General features: G+C 59.0%; 23 protein-coding genes. 4 read left to right on the top strand and 19 right to left on the bottom strand.

The annotated features are described in order from the left end of the window. Window positions 1-831 precede the first annotated feature (831 nt). The 4 genes from IDH44_RS21055 to IDH44_RS21070 form a co-directional block, all read right to left on the bottom strand. Complete coding sequence (locus tag IDH44_RS21055; protein ID WP_190920866.1) at window positions 832-1,380, bottom strand: GNAT family N-acetyltransferase; 549 nt, start codon at window positions 1,378-1,380, stop codon at window positions 832-834. A gap of 210 nt (window positions 1,381-1,590) precedes the next feature. Then, window positions 1,591-2,064 (bottom strand): hypothetical protein, encoded by a 474-nt coding sequence (locus IDH44_RS21060; RefSeq protein ID WP_190920795.1) that lies wholly within the window; start codon window positions 2,062-2,064, stop codon window positions 1,591-1,593. 378 nt (window positions 2,065-2,442) lie between these two features. Then, window positions 2,443-2,988, bottom strand: coding sequence for an NUDIX hydrolase (locus IDH44_RS21065; protein ID WP_190920796.1), 546 nt, complete (start codon window positions 2,986-2,988; stop codon window positions 2,443-2,445). 224 nt (window positions 2,989-3,212) lie between these two features. Beyond that, window positions 3,213-3,755, bottom strand: a complete 543-nt coding sequence (locus IDH44_RS21070; RefSeq protein ID WP_190920797.1) for a redoxin domain-containing protein — start codon at window positions 3,753-3,755, stop codon at window positions 3,213-3,215. A gap of 213 nt (window positions 3,756-3,968) precedes the next feature. Between IDH44_RS21070 and IDH44_RS21075 the strand changes: the two genes are divergently transcribed. Further along, window positions 3,969-5,396 carry a PepSY-associated TM helix domain-containing protein gene (locus IDH44_RS21075; RefSeq protein WP_190920798.1) on the top strand — a complete coding sequence of 476 codons (1,428 nt, stop codon included), beginning with the start codon at window positions 3,969-3,971 and terminating at the stop codon, window positions 5,394-5,396. Between the two features lie 104 nt (window positions 5,397-5,500). Beyond that, window positions 5,501-5,974: a hypothetical protein gene (locus tag IDH44_RS21080; RefSeq protein ID WP_190920799.1), complete on the top strand. Its 474-nt coding sequence runs from the start codon at window positions 5,501-5,503 to the stop codon at window positions 5,972-5,974. 110 nt (window positions 5,975-6,084) lie between these two features. Here IDH44_RS21080 and IDH44_RS21085 read toward each other — a convergent pair whose 3' ends face one another. The 11 genes from IDH44_RS21085 to IDH44_RS21135 all read right to left on the bottom strand — a co-directional run bounded on the left by IDH44_RS21085 (window position 6,085) and on the right by IDH44_RS21135 (window position 15,533). Beyond that, on the bottom strand, window positions 6,085-6,795 hold the full coding sequence (locus IDH44_RS21085) for an ABC transporter ATP-binding protein (protein WP_223869908.1): 711 nt from the start codon (window positions 6,793-6,795) through the stop codon (window positions 6,085-6,087). A 1-nt stretch (window position 6,796) separates the two neighbouring features. Beyond that, window positions 6,797-7,618 carry an ABC transporter permease gene (locus IDH44_RS21090; RefSeq protein WP_190920801.1) on the bottom strand — a complete coding sequence of 274 codons (822 nt, stop codon included), beginning with the start codon at window positions 7,616-7,618 and terminating at the stop codon, window positions 6,797-6,799. Then, window positions 7,615-8,349 (bottom strand): nitrous oxide reductase accessory protein NosL, encoded by a 735-nt coding sequence (locus tag IDH44_RS21095; protein WP_190920802.1) that lies wholly within the window; start codon window positions 8,347-8,349, stop codon window positions 7,615-7,617. Before IDH44_RS21095 ends, IDH44_RS21090 begins: the two co-directional genes overlap by 4 nt. A 2-nt stretch (window positions 8,350-8,351) precedes the next feature. After that, entirely contained in the window at window positions 8,352-9,647 is a 1,296-nt protein-coding gene (locus tag IDH44_RS21100) for a right-handed parallel beta-helix repeat-containing protein (RefSeq protein ID WP_190920803.1), read from the bottom strand. A gap of 134 nt (window positions 9,648-9,781) precedes the next feature. After that, window positions 9,782-10,183 (bottom strand): hypothetical protein, encoded by a 402-nt coding sequence (locus IDH44_RS21105; protein WP_190920804.1) that lies wholly within the window; start codon window positions 10,181-10,183, stop codon window positions 9,782-9,784. A 312-nt stretch (window positions 10,184-10,495) separates the two neighbouring features. Then, on the bottom strand, window positions 10,496-11,215 hold the full coding sequence (locus IDH44_RS21110; RefSeq protein ID WP_190920805.1) for a YebC/PmpR family DNA-binding transcriptional regulator: 720 nt from the start codon (window positions 11,213-11,215) through the stop codon (window positions 10,496-10,498). Window positions 11,216-11,323: 108 nt separating this feature from the next. Continuing rightward, window positions 11,324-11,599 carry a DUF2277 domain-containing protein gene (locus IDH44_RS21115; RefSeq protein WP_190920806.1) on the bottom strand — a complete coding sequence of 92 codons (276 nt, stop codon included), beginning with the start codon at window positions 11,597-11,599 and terminating at the stop codon, window positions 11,324-11,326. Window positions 11,600-11,727: 128 nt separating this feature from the next. Further along, window positions 11,728-13,263 carry an MDR family MFS transporter gene (locus IDH44_RS21120; protein WP_317890230.1) on the bottom strand — a complete coding sequence of 512 codons (1,536 nt, stop codon included), beginning with the start codon at window positions 13,261-13,263 and terminating at the stop codon, window positions 11,728-11,730. 159 nt (window positions 13,264-13,422) lie between these two features. Continuing rightward, window positions 13,423-14,226: a helix-turn-helix domain-containing protein gene (locus IDH44_RS21125; protein WP_190920807.1), complete on the bottom strand. Its 804-nt coding sequence runs from the start codon at window positions 14,224-14,226 to the stop codon at window positions 13,423-13,425. Between the two features lie 102 nt (window positions 14,227-14,328). Continuing rightward, a complete protein-coding gene (gene msrA, locus IDH44_RS21130; RefSeq protein ID WP_397326819.1) occupies window positions 14,329-15,303 on the bottom strand; it encodes a peptide-methionine (S)-S-oxide reductase MsrA in 975 nt (324 codons plus the stop codon). A gap of 83 nt (window positions 15,304-15,386) precedes the next feature. Continuing rightward, complete coding sequence (locus IDH44_RS21135) at window positions 15,387-15,533, bottom strand: hypothetical protein (protein ID WP_190920809.1); 147 nt, start codon at window positions 15,531-15,533, stop codon at window positions 15,387-15,389. 186 nt (window positions 15,534-15,719) lie between these two features. Here IDH44_RS21135 and IDH44_RS21140 point away from each other — a divergent pair, with 186 nt between their 5' ends. Together IDH44_RS21140 and IDH44_RS21145 are read left to right on the top strand one after the other, a co-directional pair. Then, window positions 15,720-16,151, top strand: a complete 432-nt coding sequence (locus IDH44_RS21140; RefSeq protein WP_190920810.1) for a MarR family winged helix-turn-helix transcriptional regulator — start codon at window positions 15,720-15,722, stop codon at window positions 16,149-16,151. Continuing rightward, a complete protein-coding gene (locus IDH44_RS21145; RefSeq protein ID WP_190920811.1) occupies window positions 16,118-17,227 on the top strand; it encodes a metallophosphoesterase in 1,110 nt (369 codons plus the stop codon). Before IDH44_RS21140 ends, IDH44_RS21145 begins: the two co-directional genes overlap by 34 nt. Before the next feature lie 447 nt (window positions 17,228-17,674). On the opposite strand, the gene IDH44_RS21150 is transcribed toward IDH44_RS21145, so the two are convergent. The 4 genes from IDH44_RS21150 to IDH44_RS21165 form a co-directional block, all read right to left on the bottom strand. Continuing rightward, window positions 17,675-17,962, bottom strand: coding sequence for an HD family phosphohydrolase (locus tag IDH44_RS21150; protein ID WP_190920812.1), 288 nt, complete (start codon window positions 17,960-17,962; stop codon window positions 17,675-17,677). Beyond that, on the bottom strand, window positions 17,962-18,285 hold the full coding sequence (locus IDH44_RS21155; RefSeq protein WP_190920813.1) for a heavy metal-binding domain-containing protein: 324 nt from the start codon (window positions 18,283-18,285) through the stop codon (window positions 17,962-17,964). The genes IDH44_RS21150 and IDH44_RS21155 overlap by 1 nt, the downstream gene beginning before the upstream one ends. A gap of 135 nt (window positions 18,286-18,420) precedes the next feature. Continuing rightward, on the bottom strand, window positions 18,421-18,789 hold the full coding sequence (locus IDH44_RS21160) for a hypothetical protein (protein ID WP_223869903.1): 369 nt from the start codon (window positions 18,787-18,789) through the stop codon (window positions 18,421-18,423). A gap of 47 nt (window positions 18,790-18,836) precedes the next feature. After that, on the bottom strand, window positions 18,837-20,498 hold the full coding sequence (locus tag IDH44_RS21165) for a hypothetical protein (protein ID WP_190920814.1): 1,662 nt from the start codon (window positions 20,496-20,498) through the stop codon (window positions 18,837-18,839). Window positions 20,499-20,949: the final 451 nt, after the last annotated feature.

Raw genomic sequence — 20,949 nt, forward strand, 5'->3', positions numbered from 1 at the left:
TGGGCTTTTCTTCTTCGATTTAGCTACAGGAGTTGCATATAACGTTTAGGGTTCATGACGTCCGACGAAGTCGGATGTGTCCGGCTGATTCTACTTCCTGGCTTCATACCTCCGGCCCGGACCAAGCGGCGAACGCCGCGCAGCATTGAAACCGTTGTTAAGCGACGCTTCTGACCCCTTTGCGTTACTTTCAAATCTCCTTGCCCCGCCTTCATGACAGTCTTTTACTGCCGGGCAGGCTTCGGTTTCGAATTCGCTTCGGTTCTTTCACTTCTACAAAACGAGCTGCCCTTCAAGCTCGTTTCTTCTAGCCTTTTACTGCCGGGCAGGCTTCGATTCCGAATTCGCTTCGGTTCTTCCACTTCTACAAAACGAGCTGCCCTTCAAGCTCGTTTCTTCCAGCCTTTTACTGCCGGGCAGGCTTCGGTTTCGAATTTGCTTCGGTTCTTCTACTTCTACAAAGCGAGCTGCCTTTTCAAGCTCGCTTCTTCTAGCCTTTACTGCCGGGCAGGCTTCGGTTCCGAGTTTACTTCGTCCCGTCCTTTATCTATCTTTGCCTTCATATGTCTTCGCTTTTCCAATCGTCTTTCAGAAGTTTCGCTTAACGTTTGTGTATTCACGAACCTTCACTGCCTTAAACGACCGGAGGGAGTGGCCGCGACGCGGTTAGGCAGTGCAAGGTTGTCCGGCTGAATAAGCTTCCTTGCTATTAGAACGGCTTCATTACAAAGCCGTTCTATTCCAGCTTCGGTCCGGACCAAGGAGCCGGAGGCGACGCAGCGTGAATACGGTGTTAGGCGAAGTGACCTCTTCTTTGATTAGACTTACAAATTACTTTTCTTTAAAGTCTTTCTTAAGTATTGAATATATTGCAGTGTCGACAAACCGATTCCTCCAATAAAAATGTTCTCTCAATATTCCTTCTTCCTTAAATTCAATTCTCTCAAGTACCTTCCTTGAATTCACATTTTCTGGTTCTACAAATGCTTCGATTCGGTTTAATTCTAAATTATTAAACCCGAATTCAACTACTTTCAAAATTGCCTCTGTCATAATACCTTTACGCCAATATTGTGGCGTAAGCTCATATCCAATTTCAGATCTGTGATGATTTTTCATCCAACCATGAAACCCACATGTTCCAATTACACGCTCTTCAGACTTTAAAGTTATTCCCCAGCGAATTCCTTGATTTCTTTCAAATCTGTGATTCCATTTGTTAATTAATTCTTCTGCTTGATTGATATTCGTAAAACTCACTAAATCATAATATTTTGTTACTTCTTCCAAAGAGAAATAATTATAGATCTCTCTCGAATCCTCTTGTTTAATCTGTCTTAGTATTAATCTTTCGGTTTCCAATATAGGAAACTGTAACATTTTCTCTTCTCCTTCCATCATTCAGGTCATTTCGCCTAACGTTCAGGGTTCATGACGTCCGACGAAGTCGGATGTGTCCGGCTGATTCTGCTTCCTGGCTCCTCATCTCCGGCCGGACCAAGCGGCGTAAGCCGCGCAGCATGCACCCGTTGTTATGCGTTGTACCTGACTTCATTGAAAATTCAATCAAATCGCCTTGTATCCTTTAAATCATTTATAAATGTTTTCAAGATTTTCATAGTATTTGTACTTATAAAATTTCATTTCCGGCACCTTTTCTAACCAGTTCACCTCTGTACCAATTCGTTCATAATTATACGGAACGTCCAATTGACTTGCATCTTCACCGACTCGACTCCAAATCACCTCACTATCTGTTTTTGTGACTTCCGCGATAATCACTGTACATAATAAATCACAATCATCTGGACACATTAATATAGGTAAAGCAATCTTATTTTCCTCGGAATAAAAACGACTCAATATTAATTTGGCTTCTTCCCTAGAACCAAGCCATTCACTAATGGTGGGGACTAAACCCAAATATAAGTTGTTTGGGTATAAATGATGGAGGTATGCATCGAGAGGCACTCCATCGAGCACTATTACTGGATGTTCTACATCTACATATTTAGTTGTTTGGGTGTCAACAAGTATTTTGTTCACGGCAGTTCGCTCTTTCATTTTTATTTTTCCAGGTATTACGCATAACTCACATATTTGCGAACTTCGTAAATATGCCGCATTGGTTGTTGTTGGCGCCCCCGAATCTCATGCCTTATCCCCGATGCAGTTCATTTAAACATGTGATGTTCAACAACCATGGCCATGCAGCGACGTCTCTTAGCTACATTGTCGCTTGTAACCGCAGATGGCTGGATCCGGGCACCGCGCGGGTCCACAGCTCGTAGCAGTTGACTCACAAGCTGAGTCGCATACCCACGAACTGTACTGGCGTCCGCTTGACCTGTGCTGGCATCTGTCTGTTAGATTCCTGCCGACCCGATCATTACCGCTAATCATCACCGGTGTCCAGTACAGCGCGACGTTCGTCCTGGCTCCTTAGTCCGCAGCAGTCCGCATGGTGGAGTAGCGCTGCATGTAGCGACTCGCTTGCTCGATATTCTCGGTCTCGCGAGCAATGACCAGTTGGCGCACGCCCTCCAGCTTGCCGCCTCGGAAGCTGCAGTGATGATCATAGCAACGGGGATCCTCCAGCGCCGCTGGCAGGAATCGCGGGACATTGGCAGCCAGCCCCTGATTATCCGGATGCATGATCCACGCGAGCGTCTTCCAGTCCAGGATCCCCTCTGGTGTTTTGAGCGGTGTCTCCAGCCGGTAGCCCGACTCCAGCTCCAATGTGTACAAGTACATCCCGCCCGCTTCGCCGCGCTCGGTAGTCCAGGTGACCAGTCCCTTGTACACCGGCGCATGCCCGGTAATCCCGGTCTCCTCCTCCAGCTCCCGCAGCATGGAGTCGCGCGGTGTCTCTCCCGGCTCCAGCTTGCCTCCGATCCCGTTCCAACAGCCCATCCAGCTCGGCGCTTCTCGATTCAGCAGCAGGATCGTGTCGTGCTGTCGGATGAAACAGATGTTGTATTTGATCATGCCGCGCGTCCATCCCCTTCTTTCCGTAATTTCCCTTATTATAGCAGACAAGTAAGACGACGGGGATTATTTTTTGAGCGATTAGCAAGCCACCTTTCATCGCCTTGCTTCCTCGACTCGAACGAGAACAAGCCTTGCGCATATGAGCGCAAAGCTTCTTCTGCAACGCACGACCAGTCATCGCAGGTGCCCAGGCCCTCACCATGCGGCGCCTGGCGGCTCGCTCAACGATTCACTGACGACGCCAGGCGCCGCATCGTAGCAAGAACATCGGCGATTTCGCTCATCTCTCCGCTATACACATCCACGATCGTCCCATCCGGATCCACAAAAAAAGATTTGGGCAATTGGCTCACCCCATAGCGCCGCATCCACGACTCGTCCCGGTCGAGCAGGATCGGGAACGCCAGATCGTAGCGCTGGACGAACTTGCGTACCGTCTCCTCGTCCTCGCCGACATTCACCGCGACGACCACCGTCCCATCGGACAGCTTATACGCTTCGTTTAAGATCGGCAGTTCATTGACGCACGGGGTGCACCACGACGCCCAGAAATTCAGAACGATTCCCTGCCCGCGATAGTCCGCCAGCGCCGTCTCGGTGCCGTCCAGTAGCGTCAACTCCACATTCGGCGCCGTCTCCCCAATTTTTGGCGGAGTCGGCGTCGCATCCATATGTATATGCACGGCGTAGGCCACTGCCCCGAGCAAGAGCAGCAGTAGTGCCGTTTGCGCCGTCGACCTCCACTTGCCGGTGAATCGTTTCATCCCTTTCTCCCCTCTCGATCCGAGCATTCGCATCGTCTTCCACATAATTGTCACATTTACGGGCTTGTTTCACAAGCAATAACTCATTCGAGTCATGGTGAGCTGGCTTGGCTGGCCGATATAATGAATTTGACTTTCACGAAGCGGCCGTCCGGCCCTCGCGATCCGGCACAGACCGGAAGAATATTTATAGTGAAAAAGGAGCGCATCTGAATGATCGAACCATCCGTCCCTGCCCAGGCTCCGGCCTCGGCTTCCGCTCAAGAAGCCAAGCCGTCAGCCAAGCCACGCCTTTCCACTGCCTTGTACCAGTCCGTCTGGCGCTGGCATTTTTATGCCGGCCTCCTCTTTGCGCCATTCCTGATCATCCTTGCACTGAGCGGCGGACTCTATCTGTTCAAGCCGCAGATCGAAGGCATGCTCTACAAGGATATGCTGACGGTGCAGGACACCGGGGCCGCGCGCCTCACGCCGGAGGCGCTGATCGCCAAGACCGAGCGCGCCTATCCCGGCACAAGCATCAGCTCGATGACCTTCTCGGATCATCCGAATGAGACCGTCAAGATGAGCGCAACGCGCAACGGCCAGGCGCTGACACTGTATGCCGACCCGTACAACGGCCAGCTGACCGGCACGCTCGTCAACGACAGCACCTTCGCCGCCGTCGTCAAGAAGATTCATAGCCAGCTGCTCGTCGGCGGCACCTGGGCCAATCGGCTCGTCGAGCTGGCCGCCTGCTGGGCCATCATTCTCGTCGCGACCGGGCTCTACCTGTGGTGGCCGCGCGGCAAATCCAGTATCTGGGGCACCCTTCTCCCCCGCCGCAGCCGTGTCGGCAGCCGCCAGTTCTGGCGCGACTTGCATGCGGTACCGGCCTTCTGGCTGTCGCTTCTCATCCTTGTCTTGATCGCGAGCGGACTCCCCTGGTCGGGCGTACTGGGCGCTCAGATTGACCGGCTGGCGAATTCGACCCATTCGAACTATCCGCCATACGCACTCAGCTTCCTGCCTGGACCCGAGTCGACCACGATCCTCACTCAGGACATCGCCGACGACATCCCGTGGGCCACGCAGAATCTCCCGGTACCTGCGAGCATGCCCGGCAACTATGTGCGTCAGGAGATGAACGCTATCGTCCAAGTGGCCGACGCGCAGAATGTGCGCAAGCCATATACCATCTCCCTGCCGCGCGGCGAGCAAGGCGTCTACACGATCGCCACATCGCATACCCGGCCCGGGCACAATGCCACGCTGCATGTGGACCAATACAGCGGCGCCGTGCTGACAGACGTCAGATTTGCCCAATACGGCCTGATGGCCAAGGCAATCACGCTCGGCATCGCCTTCCACGAGGGACGCTTGTTCGGACTGGCGAACCAATTGCTCGGCCTGCTGGTCTGTATCGGTATCGTGCTCATCGCCGTCTCGTCCTTCTTCATGTGGCGCAAGCGCAAACCGCAGGGCAAGAGCGGTGCGCCTGCCGCAGCCAAGCTCAAAACGGCGCGCTTTGGTGTGCTCGCCATTCTGCTCGTCTGCGGTGCCGTCATGCCGCTGGTCGGCTTGTCGATCCTTGCCGTCCTGCTGGCAGAGCTGCTTGTGCTGCGTCGGATCAAGCCCATCAAGCGCTGGCTGTCGTTGTAATGCGAAAGGAGATCGAACCAACCATGTCCCGACTGAATGTCCATAACGCTCGGCCCCAGCACGCTGCCCGAGCTCTGACGCCCCGCCCTGCTCGACCCAGAGCCATGCCGTGGCTCACGGCCATGCTGCTGCTTGCTACGTTGTTGACCGGCTGCACTGCAGATCCCGGCCCGCTCGACCCCGACGGCCTGCGGCCGCATCTGGCCGTGCAACTGCTGCTTCCCGGGGAGTTCGAGCCGGATGCTGGCGAATCGCTGCGGGCCGAGCTGCGATTCGCCGGCGTACCCTATGAGGAGGCGGAGACGGCGACCTTCGTACTCTGGCCTGAGGCTCAGCCGGACCAGGCGGTCACGCTCCCGGCCCAGGCGCAAGGCGAAGGCGTATATACTGCAGCGTCCTTGCTCCAGGAAGGCCTGTACCGCGTCCAGTTCCGCGCCGAGACGAGCGACGGCGACGTCATGCCGATGCGCCGTCTCGCCGTCGGTCCTGCTGCGATAGAGGCGCTCGCCGCGCTGGAGACGTCCGCTGACGAGTCCGCCACCGAAGCGGCAACCGGCGGCGGACACCATCATCACTGAGCGCAATGCCTCACCGCACCTCTCTTCTCTAGACCCTTGACATTGCCCAAAGCCGGCGTTCGCCTCATGGCGAAGCCGGCTTTGGGCGCGGGCTCAGGATATTATACCTTCTAAATGTTGAACAACAGATCGGCGAACGCCGCCTCCGCCCCGTCCGCGCCGAGCCCGGCGCGGATCTGCTCGCCGCTGCCGTCATAGCGAATCTCGCCGCCCTCCAGGAAGACGATGCGCCCGGCCAATCGCTCGGCGAGCTGCAGCTGATGCGTGGAGAAGAAGACCGTCTGACCGCGCGCGGCAGCACGCTGCACGAGCTCGCCGAAGGTCGACAGCCAGTACGGATCGAGGCCATTGGTCGGCTCGTCCATGAGCAGCAGCGGGGGATGCGCCAGCAGCGCCTGCGCCAGCATGACGCGCTGCCGCATCCCCTTCGAGAAGGACGACACCGGCTTGCGCCCTGTCTCCCCCAGTCCGACCTCGCGCAGCGCCTCTTCCGCACGACCGCGGGGCAAGCCCTTGAGCTTCGCCCAGAAGGTCATCGTCTCCAGCGCCGTCAGCCCCGCGCCGAAGCGATAGTCGTCCGGCATATAGCCGACCTGGGCCGCATAGCGTCGGCGCTGCTTGGCCCACGCCAGGCCGTCGATCGAGATTGTGCCGCTTGTCGGGTGCAGGATACCGGCAATCATCCGCAGAATCGTGCTCTTGCCGGCGCCGTTGCCGCCGCATAGCGCGATTACCTGCCCGCGACCAGCCTCCAGGTCCAAGCCGCCGATGATCGTCTGCCGTCCGATGCGTTTGGTCACATCGGCGATGCGCAATAGCATGTCAGCCACGTCGTCTCCCCCTCTCCCAGAGCCAGGTCGCCAGTCCCGCCGCACAGCCGATCCATAGCGCGAGCCACGCCGCGTATGCGCCTGTGCCGGACGGCTGGCGAATCCATTTGATCCATTCGTAATACTCCGGTCCGAGCACGGCCCCGCCCCCCAGCTTGACGACTGCGAACAAGCGACTCAGTTCCGCCGGATTGAGCAGCGTCAGCCCGACGACGGCAGGCTTGATCCACATATACGGCATCGCGCCGAGAGACGCGATCAAGAGCGGCGCCCATCCGATCACCGTGAAGAACCAGATGGCGACCGCGATCGTGAGCGCCTGCCAGCGCGTGCGCGCCAGCGTCCCGACGAGCAGCGCAATCGCCAGATAGAGCAAGATCAGACTGGCGGCAAAAACAAGCAGCAGCCCGTAAGCTTGCCAGGCGAACGGCTGTCCGAGCAAGGTGCCGGCCACGCCGGCCAGACCGAAGCCCAGGGCCGCAATGACCAGCAACACGACGCCCAGCCCGGCGTACTTGCCGAGCATAAAAGACGTCGTGCGCAGCGGATAGGAGGCGAGCAGCTCCCAGCTGCCCTCCTCCTTCTCGGACGTAAGCGACACTGCGCCCAGCATCAGCGTCATCAGCGGCAGCAGATACAGCATCAGATTAAGCATCGTTCCCGTTACTCCGGAATAACCGGCGACATACCCTTGCCCGTTGATCAGCAGGAGACCTAGCATGAATACGGCGAACAGGGCCATGAACGAGTAAGCCCACGGATTGCGAAAGCCCGTCTTGACCTCGCGGACCGCGACCTGCAGCGCGTCACTCATGCGGCATGATCGGCATCGTCTTCTGCGTTGCCCGCTTCATGGCTGTGCATATCGGCATTGTCGGCCTCCTCGCCGTGATCATGCGTACTGGCATCATCCGCTCCATCCATGTGCATATCCGTGCTGCCTGTGCCTTCACTTTCTTCCTCGCCATGCATGTTCGCGCCCTCTTCATGCTCGCCGTTGCCGTCCATCTCCATACCATCCATATCCATACCATCCATATCCATACCATCCATATCCATCATGTCGCGGTTGACTTCCCAGCTGTGGTCCGCCAGCTCCTCCGCCGTCATGAGCTTGCCCTTGCCCTGCTCCGCGATGAAGGCCTCGGCCTTTTCTTCGGATTCAAAGGAAACGATGCCGAAGGCCATCGGCGTACGGATTTCAGCATCATAGACGTAGTAAGCTTTCTCATAATCCAGCCATTGCAGCGTTTCATAATCGCGCACGAATGCGGCGCCGATCGTCGCCGTGCCGTTTTCGGTTTTCCAGACGTTCATATCCCCCAGATCATCGAATTTCAACGATTGTCCGTCCTTCGTAATAATTTGCGTCGCATATTGATCGTCTTTGATGGCCATGTTGCAGATGACGCAACGGTCCGTCTCTTCGTTGATCGGCTCAGGGGAGTAGGCCTCTGCCGTGCCGCAGGCGGAAAGGATCACCATCGTCAACAACAGCGCGCCAAACCCGCTCATCCATTTAACTCGATTTTTCGTGTTTTTCATCATCATTTCCTCCTGGCTTTCCATATAATAAGTCCCGCCGTCGCCAGCAGCACGGCCCCTGCCATGCCACTTGCTACAGGGGGGATTCCGCCCTCATCGGCGTCTGCATCCCACTGCGGCGGGTGCATGAGCGGCGCCTCGTCAATCGACCATGCAGCCCGTCCCACCTGATACAGCTGCTCGACGAACAGGGTGCCGGGCGCCTGGAACAGCAGCTGAAAGGCCGGGCGCTTTTGGATCAAGCCGGCGAAAAACGGGTTGATCGCGTAGGGCAGCTCGCTGTAGCCGTCTCCGTCCGTGTCGACGCCCTGAAAATCGTCCCAATAATTCCCGTGCAATCGGTTGTCGGCGCTGCTGCGCGCCTGCGCGCCGGTGACATTTCCGACGAATGCGTTGTGCGTCAGCGCATTGTCCTGCGCATCCAGCAGCTGCATGCCGACAAAATTACCGTATACCCGATTGTCGCGCACCGTATTGCCTGCCGAGGACTCGATGTATACGCCGACCCGATTGCCCTCCACCACATTGTGCTGAACGAGCGTGGCTGCCGCATCATAGAGCAGGATGCCCTGCGAATTGACATTCTCGCTCTGCTTCGCAAAGCGATTGCGCTCCACTGTGACGTCACGGACGGCCATGACCATCGCACCGGTGACGTTGCGTTCCCCGACATTGTCGCGTATGACGGTCCCCGCCGTGTACATGCAGTGTGCACCGTATCTCGAATCCTCGATCACATTGCCGAGCACCTGTGTCTCGTCGCTGTTCTCCATGTAGATGCCGTCGTGCACGCGGCGTATCGTATTGCCCGTGATCGCGGCGCGATGCGACTCGTACAGATCGATGCCGTTGCCCTTGCGCGCGGTGGTGACCGCCGCGGCCTCCGGCCGCTCGCTCCATTCGATGCTCGTGTCGCGCACGGTGCTCTCGTCCGCCCCGCGCAGCCAGATGCCGTGCGAGGCGGTCACGATCCGGAGCCCCGCCAGCATCACGCGATCACCGCGGATCTCGACCGTCGGCGCATCCTTCACCTGCTCGTCCTCGATATGGAGTCCGGACACCGACACATCGTCCGCCGCGACGATCAGCACTGGTTCTGCGCCATCGCCGATCAGGGCAGTCTCCTCGCCCTCCGGCGATGCGAGCGTCAGCGGCTTGGCGATCGTGAGCGTGCCGCGATAGCGACCGGCCGGCATCAAGAGCACCGATCCGGGCGGGGCCTCATCGACGAGCTGCTGCAGCGACTCCATGCTGGTCGTATCCACTGCAGCAGCTTGCGCCGACGGCGACGGTATCAATAGGCTCGCTCCCAGCGCTGGGAGGACGATCAGCGCCAGGAGGGCCGTCAAGCTGCATACCCGCATTCGAACACGACTTGACGCAGCGCCGGCCTTACGCGCCGACTTCGTCTGGAGGCTTCGCCAATTCGTCCTCACTCCACGACCACCTCGTCTTTTTTGGTCAAGTGCAGATCGCCGACATAGATATGGACGAATACCTCGTACGTGCCCGCTGCTGGAAAAGTAAATTCCCCCGCAAACACGCTATCCGCTTCGTACGAAGCGTCAAATAGCTGCGCCTCGCCGTCTACGCGCACATCCAGCGTGATATCTGCCGATTCGTCCAGCTCGGCGCCGCTGATCACAGCGCGCAGCTCCGCCGGCTCGCCGGCGATCGGCGGCGCGGGCGTCGTCTCGATCGTGGCCGCCACCGCCATCGGGTCGTCGATCGTCGCGGGCGGAGCTGGCTCCTGACCGCATGCTCCCAGTAAGCCGGCCAGCAGCAGGACGAGCACAGGAAGCGTCCGTGCCTGCCACTTTGAATGGTTCGTCAATGCCAACACCCCCTTCCCCCAATGTCCCGCTGACAGTATAGCAAGCCAATCCGATTCCAGATATGGCTCTTTCGAGTTATATTGCCCCGTTTGCGCCTGCGAATTTATGACAATGCTGCAACATCCGGCCGCGCCGCTCGCGTGTGCGGCATCGCACGCATTTGTCGCATTGCGCGAATCTCCACCTTGCGGAACCGTGCCTGTCGATCCTCCGACAAAAAAAAAGCGCCCCATCCGGTATAAGGACGGGGCGCTTGGCCTCCTGCTGCTTCCCGGCGATGCCGGTTAGCGCCTTATGCGATCGCAGGCCGCTTATTCCTCGGCCTCGACGTTGTGATACACCTGCTGGACGTCCTCCAGATCCTCGAGCGCATCGATCAGCTTGTCGAACTGGGTCTGCGCCTCCGCATCCAGCGCGACCTCGGTCTGTGGCAGCATCGTCAGCTCGGCGACCGTGAAGTCGCTGACGCCCGCCTGCTGGAACGCTTCTTGCACGGCGTGAAATTGGTCCGGATCAGCGTAGACGACGATCGCCTCGTCCTCCTCCAGGATATCGCGCGCATCCACATCCGCTTCCATCAGGATTTCCATCGCTTCCTCCAGCGATTTTCCCTCCAGGCCGATCACGGCGGTCGCGTCGAACATGTAAGAGACCGAGCCGTTGACCCCCATGCTGCCGCCGTTTTTGGTGAAGGCGGCGCGCACCGACGAGGCCGTCCGGTTCACGTTGTTCGTCAGCGCGTCGACGATGACCATCGCGCCGTTCGGCCCGAATCCCTCGTAGCGCAGCTCGTCGTACGTTTCCTCGCCGCTGCCCTTGGCCTTGTCCAGCGCGCGATCGATGATCGCTCTGGGTACGTTGTACGTCTTCGCCCGTTCCAGCACGACCTTGAGCGCGCGATTCGATTCGGGGTCCGGCTCGCCCTTTTTCGCGGCGACATAGATCTCCACCCCGAATTTGGCGTAGATCCGGCTGGTGTTGGCATCCTTCGACGCCTTCTTTTCTTTAATATTATTCCACTTGCGGCCCATGCTTTCCCCACTTTCTTGTCTTCAATACTTCTACCTTATCCGATTCCGCGCAGACTTTCAACTGTCTGGCCATAGCGCGTTCCATCCCGTTCCCGAATGCTGGCGCGCTCATCCCTCGCGTCCGAACCGCTTCGCATTCCGCTCGCGCGCCCGCGCCGCCTCGATCTCCCGGTCGCGCGGCGGCGCCTGCGTCACCAGCTCGGCGAGCAGCGTCCGCGCCGAGCCGGCCACCTCGTCGACGGCACGGTTGAACGCGGCCTCGTTCGCCTTGGACGGGCTATTGTAGCCGGACAGCTTGCGCACGAATTGCAGCGCTGCGGCCTCCACTTCCTCATGGGTAGCCGGCGGTTCAAAATTAAATAGCGTCTTGATATTGCGGCACATTTCCGAATCGGCTCCTTTCCGTTGCTTGTCTGGCTGCTTCCATTCTATCGCAGCCGCACGGCATGACGCACGCAGAGCCTTTTGCCGGTAGCGGCAAAAGGCTCTGCATCGTGAATTCGATACTTCGCTTAATGGGCATGCGCCTGCTGACCCGGCATCCCGTCGCCGCCGGAAGCCGGCGCCTCCGCGCGACGCAGCAGCAGCGAAGCGATCCACGCCACCGCCACCAGTCCGAAGGCTAGCAAAAACGCGCTCTTCATGCCGAAGATCAGCGCCTGCACCTGCGTCTGCGGATCGGTGCTGCCGCTCTGCTCGAGGTAGACCGCAGAGCGTGACGACATGACCGTCACGAGCAGCGCCGTGCCGATCGCTCCCGACACCTGCTGCAGCGTGCTGATAATAGCCGTGCCGTGCGCGTAAAGCGCAGGCGGCAGTTCATTAAGCGCATTGGTCATGACCGGCATCATCACCATCGAGATGCCCAGCATGAGCAGTGTGTTCATGACCATGATCAGCAGATACGACGTCGCCAGCGTAATATAGGCGAACTGCCACAGCGCGAGGCCAATCAGCGCCAGGCCGACGACCGCCAGCCCCTTCGCACCGAAGCGGTCGAACAATCGCCCGTTGATCGGCGACATAATTCCCATCAGAATGCCGCCCGGCAGCATGATCAGTCCCGCATCGAGCGGTGTGTAGCCGAGCGCGTTTTGGAGGAATAGCGGCAGCAGCATCATCGCCGAGAACATCGCCATCATGACGATCATCATGATGAGCACCGACTTGCGAAACACCGCATAGCGGAAGGTGCTCAGATCGAGCAGCGGCTCGCTTAGCCGGGCTTGCCGCCAGGCGAATAGCCCCAGCGACACGAGGCCGACCGCGATCGGCAGCAGCACCGCCAGGCTCAGCCATCCGCTTGAACCAGCCGCTTCAGCCTCTCCGCCATGACCGCCGCCGGCGCTGCTGAAGCCGTAGACGATGCCGCCGAAGCCGAGCGTCGACAGCAGCAGTGACGTCAGATCGATGCTCGGCCGATCCGTTTCGGTGACGTTTTTGAGCTTGTAGTACGCGAATCCGACCACGAACAGCGCCACCGGCAGTACGCTGTAGAACAGAACGCGCCAGCTGAAGTGCTGCACGATCAGACCGGACAACGTCGGGCCGATCGCCGGCGCAAACGTAATGACGATGCCGATCGTGCCCATTGCCGCGCCGCGCTTGCGCAGCGGGACGAGCGCGAAGACGACATTGGTCAGCAATGGGAACAAGAGGCCCGTGCCAGCCGCCTGCAGCACGCGTCCGGACAGCAGCAGCGCAAAATTCGGGGCAACCGCCGCCGTGAGCGTCCCCAACGTAAAAAGGCCCATCGCCGAGAGGAACAGCGTGCGTGTCGTGAAGCGTCGAATCAAAAAGGCCGTCATCGGGATAAGCACTCCGATGACGAGCAGATAGCCGGTCGTCAGCCATTGCGCCGTGCTCGGGGCGATGCCAATATCGTTCATGATTCGGGTCAGCGCCACGTTCAGCAGCGTCTCGTTCAGAATCGCGACGAATACACCGAGAATCATGACCATGACAACCATGAAGTTTTCTCGACTGCCAAAGGTCCCCCCTTCCCCGGCTTGCGCCGGATTGTGCTGTACTGCGGCTTGTGCGTTCACAATTGATTTCTCCTCTCGCATTCCATTGCGTATATTGTAGCATGGGACAAATCATGGTGTTTCTTATCAATTGCGGGGTTGGGCACGCTACTTGCACATGCGCGCCTGCCAATCGCGTGCGGTGCGGCATCCGCACCGCACGTGCGCCGCGCAGCCTCCTCACCGCATGGCGGGGCTGCTCGTCGAGCCGACTCGGCTCAGGAAGCGCTCCATGAGGACAGGCAGCGAGATGAGGATCGGCGGATCATCCGGGCTCGGCGGATGCAGCACCGCGTCCTTCTCGTGCAGCTTGCTCCCTTCGCCGACGACGATCGGGGCATGATCGCGCGTGCGCAGCGTCTTCCTCGTCAACAGGATGTCGGAGGCGTCGGTGCCCCAGGCGACGGACGTCGCCATCAAATAATACGTCCCGGGCTTGACGCCTCCAAAGGTGAAAGGAGCCTCCCCGGAGACGAGCGTGCCGTGCAGCGGCAGACCCTCGGGAATCGGCCGCGCGAACAGGCCGACCAGCACCACGCCGCTCAAAGGCAAGGGCGCCCGCACCCGGCCTCGCACGACGCTATGCCGACCGAGCAGCGGCATCCGCTCGCGCAGCTCGCCGAGCTTGTGCAAGCGCGCCACATCGCGCTCGGCCTGCTGACGCGAATTGCGGAACTGGGCGGGTGTCATGCCGACCCGCGCGGTGAATCGCGTCGTGAACGTGCCGAGACTTTGCTGTCCGATCTCGAGTCCGATATCCCGCACGCTGAGTTGCGTGCTCAGCAGCAGATCCTTCGCCTTCTGCAGGCGCAGCGCAGAGATATAGTACAGCGGAGACAGCCCCATGCGCTCCTTGAAGATGCGCGTAAAATGGTATGGACTGTACGCGGCATATTGCGCCAATCGCGCAAGCGTCAACGGCTCGTGCAGATGCCGCTGAATAAATGCAATCATCTCATCCAGTTCGGGGTAGCGATCGGGCACGCGTGCTCCACCTTTCGAATGCGAACATTTGTGTGCATCTTGGCTATCCCCATTTTAACGGTCTTGCTCTCAGAATTCAACACCCAAAATCTTGACCCGAATTCATCGGGTCCTATCGCTATATCGGGCGTAGCCTTCCGCCTCCATCCGCGTCAGCGGCACGAAGCGGAGCGCGGCCGACTGGATGTGATAATGGCGCTTGTCGCCGCCGGGGCCATCCGTGAGCAAATGCCCGAGCCAGGCGCCGCTCAATCGGCTGCGCACCGCGGTGCGTGCGCCTTCCGGATGCAGCTCGGCTTCCCGCACGACGAGTCCCTCCTCCAGCGGTCGCGTGAAAGCCGGGTATCCGGTCGAGGCATCGTATTGATCGGCTGTACCGAATAGCGGATCGCCGGTCAACACGTCCACGTAGATGCCCGGCTCATTTTGGTTCCAATACGCGTTGGCGTAAGGCGCTTCTTCTTCACGAACTGCAATGACGCGGTACTGCGCTTCGCCGAGCGATTTGCGCCACATGTCCATATCCCGCTCCGTCTGCCAATGGCGAGCCAGATAGGCGTCGCGGCCGGACGCCTCCCGATATCGGCGGTAATGCATGATCCGGCGCTTGTAATAGTCCTGATGCTCTTCTTCTGCTATGTAGAAGGGCTGTGCCGGAAGGATGGCGGTGACAATTGGACGTTTGAAGCGTCCGCTTTTTTCCAGTGCCCGTTTGGACGCCTCGGCCTCGCGCCGCTGCTGCTCGTCATGCACAAAAATCGCGCTGCGGTACGAAGCTCCGCGATCGCCGAACTGCCCGCCGTCGTCTGTCGGATCGATCTGCCCCCAAAATACATCCAGCAATCGCGTGTACGGAAAGCGTGCCGGATCGTAAACGATTTGCACCGCCTCGTAGTGCCCGGTCTGCTCCGTGCCGACGTCCTCATACGTCGGATTGTCCGTATGACCTCCCGTGTAGCCCGATTGGACGGAAACAATTCCGGGCAGCGTATCGAACGGTTTGACCATACACCAGAAGCACCCTCCCGCAAAAGTCGCGCGTTTGAATGCGTCAGATTCCCACTTCTGCAATTGCACCCCTCCTATCTATAGTTAAGAAAAAACCGCCCGCTGCTCGAACAGCCGGGCGGTTTTCGCCTGCCGGATGCATGAGTCCGCGACTAGCCGGTAGAAGGGCTGTTCGGGACATGCCCCTTCTGATTGCGGTTCTCGCGCGTGCTGGCGGCCTCGGCGTTTTCGGCATGCTTCGCTTTTTGCAGCGTCGACTGCCGTTCCGCTTGTTCTTCAGATCGCTTGCGCTTGCTCATCGGCGCACCTCCATTCCAAGCATATTGCCGCGTCGGGCGCGGCCCGGTTAGTATGCCGCCCGTCCTTCGTCTGCTATTCGCCGTCATTTCACATGCCGTTCGAAACATGCTACACTTGATTTAGAAGCTATTCATCGACTGCCCCCCAAGCGATCTTCAGGCCAAAATAATAACAGGGAGAAGCGCATGAATCATCCAATTTCCAAACAAGACTACGAGCAGCTTGCCGAATTTCGTTACAAGATTCGCAAGTTCCTCCGCTTCAGCGAGGCCGCTGCGCGCGAGAGCGGCGTCACGCCCCAGCAATATCAACTGCTGCTCGCCATCATGGGCTATCCCGGACGCGATTACGCCACGCCCGGAGAATTGGCCGAGCGGCTCCAGGTCACCCATCACGCGTGCGTCGAGCTGATCGGCCGATCGGTCCGCAGCGGCCTGGTCGTGCGCCAGCGCAATCCCGAGGATCGGCGCAGCGTGTTCATCGCGCTCACGGCCGAAGGGAGCGAGCTGCTGCGCACCCTCGCCGAGACGCATCTGGACGAAATCGAGCGCATCGGGCTTTTTACGGGAGGTGAGCAGCCCCCGTGTTCGTCTGGTTCGGCATCGCCGCCCTCTTAATCTATGTCTTGCTGGTGTTCTATGTCGGACGCTCCGGCTGGCGCTGGCTTCGCCCGCTTCATTCCAAGGTGTTCGGCTGGCTGTACGGCATTGTGCTGGCCGTCGTCGCGTTGGCGTTTTTGCTGGCGCAGTGGACAGGCAATATCGTACTCGGGGTCATCGGCGCGTACTGGATGGCCGTCTTCTGTCTGCTGCTGATGATCCTGCCGATCACGCAGCTCGCAGCCTGGCTGATTCGCCGCATCCGCCGCCATGCGCCCGGCCGCGAGCTCTGGCCCGGGGTATGCGCGCTGACGCTGCTGATCCTGCTGATGGCCTGGGGCAGCTACATGGCCTACAGTCCGAGTGTGCGGACCTACGAGATCGACATCGCCAAGCCTGCGCCGGGACTGGAGCGGCTCACGATTGCGATGGCCTCGGACATGCACTTCGGCATCCTGTCCGGCGAAGGGCACGCCCGCCGTCTGGTACGAGAGCTGAATGCCTTGGAGCCGGATATTGTATTGCTGCCGGGCGACATCATCGACGACGATATTCAGCCCTATCTGGACGCCGGGATGCCGGAGATCCTGTCGGGCATTCGCGCGCCCTTCGGCGTGTACGCCGTGCTCGGCAATCACGATCGGCACGAGCTGCGCACCGCCTCGGTCGTCGACGTACTGGAGCGCAGCGGCATCCAGGTGCTGGACGAGGCCTCCGCCACGATCGGCGGCGCCTTCACCCTCATCGGCCGGCGCGATCTGTCGGACTCCGAGCGCGGACGTCTGGACGAAGCGATGACGGGCACCGATCCGGCGCTGCCGCTGATCCTGCTCGATCACCAGCCGGTGGAGCTGGGCGAAGCGCGCGCCGCCGGCATTGATCTGATGCTGTCCGGCCATACGCACCGCGGTCAGATCTTTCCGGGCAACCTGCTGACAGGACTGCTCTTCGAGAATCACTGGGGCCACCTTGAGCAGGGGAACTTCCATTCGGTGGTGTCCGCCGGCTTTGGCTTTTGGGGCCCGCCGATCCGTCTGGGCAGCCGATCAGAGATCGTGCGGATCGAATTGACCTTTGGCGCAGCCGGCGCATGATCTCCAGCGCGTGACACATCTGTGCAAGCGACACTCCGGCAGCGTGTGACATGCTTGCTTCACGTGTGACATGCCTGCTTCACGTGTGCCTACCTGCTGATGACACGTCTGCGCACATGACGCTTTGATGCGACGCGTGACGTTCCGGCGCGTCTGCCCGTTGTTGCTCGCTTGCGCGGCATTGCCGATTCTCCCGGGACCAACACAAAACCGCCTGTCCCCCGGCCGCAGCCGGAGTCAGACGGTTTTGCTTGTTCTTGTACCCGTGGCGCTGTATTTCGTTGATCCGCATCCCGCGCCTCTGGCCGCTAGCTTGTCATTAGATAGCGTCAGATCGGGTAAAGGACGCGTTCAACATGTGATTTCGAATGTTGACGCACCTCCTTTCCTGATGCCTAGACTATACCACAGCTTCGCGACAATTGCCAGACTTTTCGGATTATTATCTCAGCCACATATTAAGCGCACCTCACAGCTCGGGCTCCCGCACGTATTGCCGTTGCCGGGATGATAATAGACGCGGTAGCGCAGCCCGTCCTTCGGATCGATGAACACTTCGCCGGTCCGCTCGTAGCCCGAAGCAGGCCGGTCACTCCCGGCTTCTCCGGGTTGTCCGCTTTTGTAGCGACGGTCGAAATAACGCCAGCCGAGCCAGAGCAGGAGGACGAGTCCGATAATCGGAAGTCCCCATACGACGAGCAACACCAATAGCGCAGAGGTCCAGACGAATTCCATCAGCCTGACCGTCTCAGCTTGACCGCCGTACCGTAGGCGACGATCTCGCTCATATTGTTGCCGATCTCGCTGCCGTCAAAGCGCATCATGACAATCGCGTCAGCGTGCATGGCGTGCGCATTCTGCACCATTCGGTCGATCGCCTGTCGCCGCGCGTCCTCGATCATCTGCGTATAGGCCGTGATTTCGCCGCCTACCAGCGACTTGAGCGCCGCTCGAATATCGCCGCCGATGCCGCGCGATCGGACGACGACGCCGAATACCGAGCCGAGCGTCTCGCTCACCTCCGCCCCTGCGATCCTCTCCGTCGTGGCTATGATCATCTCTTTTCCCCCTTAAATGCCCGCAATTAGTCCGCTGATCTGTCTCACTTGCAATCATGCGACGTTCTCACGCTACTGTCGTACTGCACATGCACTCCCGTGTCCCGAAGAGAGGCTCAGCCGATCCGGCACTGTTCACACCGGTGTCGGTCCCAGTGGAATGCGGTACTCGGACAGTTCCTCGACGATATGCTCCTCCTCCTGGGCGTACACCCAGCGAAAGCGCAGCCGGTCGCCGGCATAGCCCGTCCTCGAGCGGATATCGGGCAGGATCACCGTCTCCAGATTGTCCAGCAGCGTCTGCTGGAGCTTGGCCACGCGCGCCGCATTCGCTTGTGCGCGTACGATGGCCTGCGCCTCGTCCGCCGAGCTGAGCGCATAATAAGCGCGACTCAGCGCCTCGTGCTCTTGTTCTCCCGGCACCGCCGCGCCGGAGGCGAGCACGACCTCGCGCGCAGTCGCGAGCCAGTCCCGATAGAGGTCAATTTCAACTTCGATAGCCATTCGCATCATCTCTCCTTTCTTCATCGTGCATCTCGCACAAGCGTTCTTTAGATATACTTATAAGGCTGCTTTCGTGCGCGACCCGAGCGCCGCTCGCCGTCCTTCGGCTTTTCGTACAATCCTTGATAGTGCTGCAGCTTGATTGCCAATTGCTCGGTTGCCGTTGTATGTACTTCGTTAATGGGGTCAGGCAGATTCTCATACCGACTGAGCTTGTTCTGCAGCTCGCGCATGCGATCCATTCGTCCCTGATAGCTCTCTTTGATCAGTCCGTCGCCGTCAGGCAGTGGAATGGCGTTGGCTTCGGCGGCCAGCTCGGTAATTTTAGCCTCCGTATAGCGCGCCTTTTCCTCCGCAGTCGGTTCCTTGAACGTCATCGGCGCATCGGGCAGCAATTGATTGAACGCTTTGACGAAGTCGACCGGACGATTCGGAAAAATTCCCATTTGGCGGGTCAGCCGCGGTGCATAGTCCGGATGAAGCGGGTTGCGCAGCACTTCGGCGCCGCCGATTTTGTCCGGCGCATGGAGCTCGCTGGGCGCGCCCATAAAGATGCTGTCCCGGCCGCCCTGGCCCTGGTAATACATCTGTTCAAGATCATGCTTTTGCTCCGAGACGTCATACAGTCCTTGTCGGGACAGCATCGAAGCATCGTATGGAATGGCAGTCCCGTTTGGCTTTACCGCCTGCCGCGAGCGCGAGCCTTCGGCCATGTCGGTAATCGCGGTCAACTTCGACAGATTTTCGGTCAATTGAGTCCGCTCCAGCCCCAAGCTCGATTTTAGCGCCTCCGCATCGTTTCCCATATAGCCGAGTGATAGACGGGCAATGTGCGGGTCACCGAATCGGGGCTCCTCGAACTCCGTTCCGGTGGCGTGCTTGAACAAGCTTTGCGACGTGTTGTCCGGCGTTTGCGATAGCAGCGAGGTGAACATGGACTTGTAATCGGCCTCCGGTTCTTTGACGCCTAAGGGGCGATCCGCATTTCCTCCGGCGACGACAAAGTGCCCGTTGCCGTTGGTCATCCGCATCGTCTGATCCCCGACGACAAACGTCTTGTCGCTCAATTTTTTCTTTTCACCGCGTTTTTTGGCAATGGCGTTTTCGCGATCTTTTTTGACCCGGCGCGCAGAGAAAGCGGCGCGATCACCGGGGATGTGCATCTTCGATATTTTTTTTGGTCCCTTACGCGGTTTGCTTTTTTCAAGCTTCCCCAGACGCCTGCGTTCGAAGCGATACATAATTCGCAGCTTCGCTTTTGGATCGAGCGAGGTCGGAATGCGCGGGCTCTCCATCTCCTCTTGCTCGGCTTCGCTATCGAGATCGGCATTAATCAGATCGTCCAGCTCAAGCTCCATTCTGTCGCCAGGCTCTTCCTGCGTTTCGGCTTCCTCTTGCAGCTCCGCTTCCTCTTGCAACTCCGCTTCTTCTTCCTCGAACGCTCCCTGCTCTTCCTCCATCGTCCCGCCGCCCGGCTCTCCGTCGTCCAAGCTTCCGCTTGCGCCGCCGTTGCCATTATCGCTGCCGTTGCCGCCCTCGCGCTGGATCGGCGCACTGCCGAGCCACGAGGAGAATCCGCGATTGCCCATGGCCTGCTGGAGCTGCAACGCAGCGGGCGTCGCGCTTGCCCCTCGGCGATGAAGCGGTTCGCGGTTCGATAGAGCAGATCGCTTCGAATGCGACCGATCGCCACCGCTTCGTTGGTGCATGCGCAGCCCTCCGATCTCACATTCACACACTGGGAATAGTATACCAGATTTTACTTGGCAAGGCGAAACGGCGAGGCGGGTATTTGACGCCGAGTACGTTTCGTTCCGCGAAAGATAAGACCGGTGTATGCGATTAGCTTATACCCTCTTATCTTTCAAGGCGAAACGGCGAGGCGGGTACTTGACGCCTGTTCCCCCACTGCCAGCCGATTCCGCTCCGGTAGCCTCACATTTTACGCTTATTCCCGCCAGCCAGCCGAATTTTCCCCTGTAGCCTCGCATTTCACGCTTATTCCCATCAGCCAGCCGAATTCTCCCCTGTAACCTCACATTTTACGCTTATTCCCGCCAGCCAGCCGAATTCCCCCCCTGTAACCTCACATTTTACGCTTATTCCCGCCAGCCAGCCGAATTCTCCCCTGTAGCCTCGCATTTCACGCTTATTCCCATC

The organism is Paenibacillus sabuli, from assembly GCF_014705605.1.
Lineage (GTDB): Bacteria > Bacillota > Bacilli > Paenibacillales > Paenibacillaceae > Paenibacillus_D > Paenibacillus_D sabuli.

Coding starts and splice junctions, on each gene's coding strand:
- IDH44_RS21085 (WP_223869908.1), bottom strand. CDS start 6,795: ATGCTATTGCGCATCGCCGATGTGACCAAACGCATCGGACGGCAGACG.
- IDH44_RS21070 (WP_190920797.1), bottom strand. CDS start 3,755: ATGAAACGATTCACCGGCAAGTGGAGGTCGACGGCGCAAACGGCACTA.
- IDH44_RS21135 (WP_190920809.1), bottom strand. CDS start 15,533: ATGAGCAAGCGCAAGCGATCTGAAGAACAAGCGGAACGGCAGTCGACG.
- IDH44_RS21110 (WP_190920805.1), bottom strand. CDS start 11,215: ATGGGCCGCAAGTGGAATAATATTAAAGAAAAGAAGGCGTCGAAGGAT.
- IDH44_RS21150 (WP_190920812.1), bottom strand. CDS start 17,962: ATGGAATTCGTCTGGACCTCTGCGCTATTGGTGTTGCTCGTCGTATGG.
- IDH44_RS21075 (WP_190920798.1), top strand. CDS start 3,969: ATGATCGAACCATCCGTCCCTGCCCAGGCTCCGGCCTCGGCTTCCGCT.
- IDH44_RS21160 (WP_223869903.1), bottom strand. CDS start 18,789: ATGGCTATCGAAGTTGAAATTGACCTCTATCGGGACTGGCTCGCGACT.
- IDH44_RS21115 (WP_190920806.1), bottom strand. CDS start 11,599: ATGTGCCGCAATATCAAGACGCTATTTAATTTTGAACCGCCGGCTACC.
- IDH44_RS21080 (WP_190920799.1), top strand. CDS start 5,501: ATGCCGTGGCTCACGGCCATGCTGCTGCTTGCTACGTTGTTGACCGGC.
- IDH44_RS21090 (WP_190920801.1), bottom strand. CDS start 7,618: ATGAGTGACGCGCTGCAGGTCGCGGTCCGCGAGGTCAAGACGGGCTTT.
- IDH44_RS21095 (WP_190920802.1), bottom strand. CDS start 8,349: ATGAAAAACACGAAAAATCGAGTTAAATGGATGAGCGGGTTTGGCGCG.
- IDH44_RS21065 (WP_190920796.1), bottom strand. CDS start 2,988: ATGATCAAATACAACATCTGTTTCATCCGACAGCACGACACGATCCTG.
- IDH44_RS21155 (WP_190920813.1), bottom strand. CDS start 18,285: ATGATCATAGCCACGACGGAGAGGATCGCAGGGGCGGAGGTGAGCGAG.
- IDH44_RS21060 (WP_190920795.1), bottom strand. CDS start 2,064: ATGAAAGAGCGAACTGCCGTGAACAAAATACTTGTTGACACCCAAACA.
- IDH44_RS21140 (WP_190920810.1), top strand. CDS start 15,720: ATGAATCATCCAATTTCCAAACAAGACTACGAGCAGCTTGCCGAATTT.
- IDH44_RS21055 (WP_190920866.1), bottom strand. CDS start 1,380: ATGTTACAGTTTCCTATATTGGAAACCGAAAGATTAATACTAAGACAG.
- IDH44_RS21165 (WP_190920814.1), bottom strand. CDS start 20,498: ATGCACCAACGAAGCGGTGGCGATCGGTCGCATTCGAAGCGATCTGCT.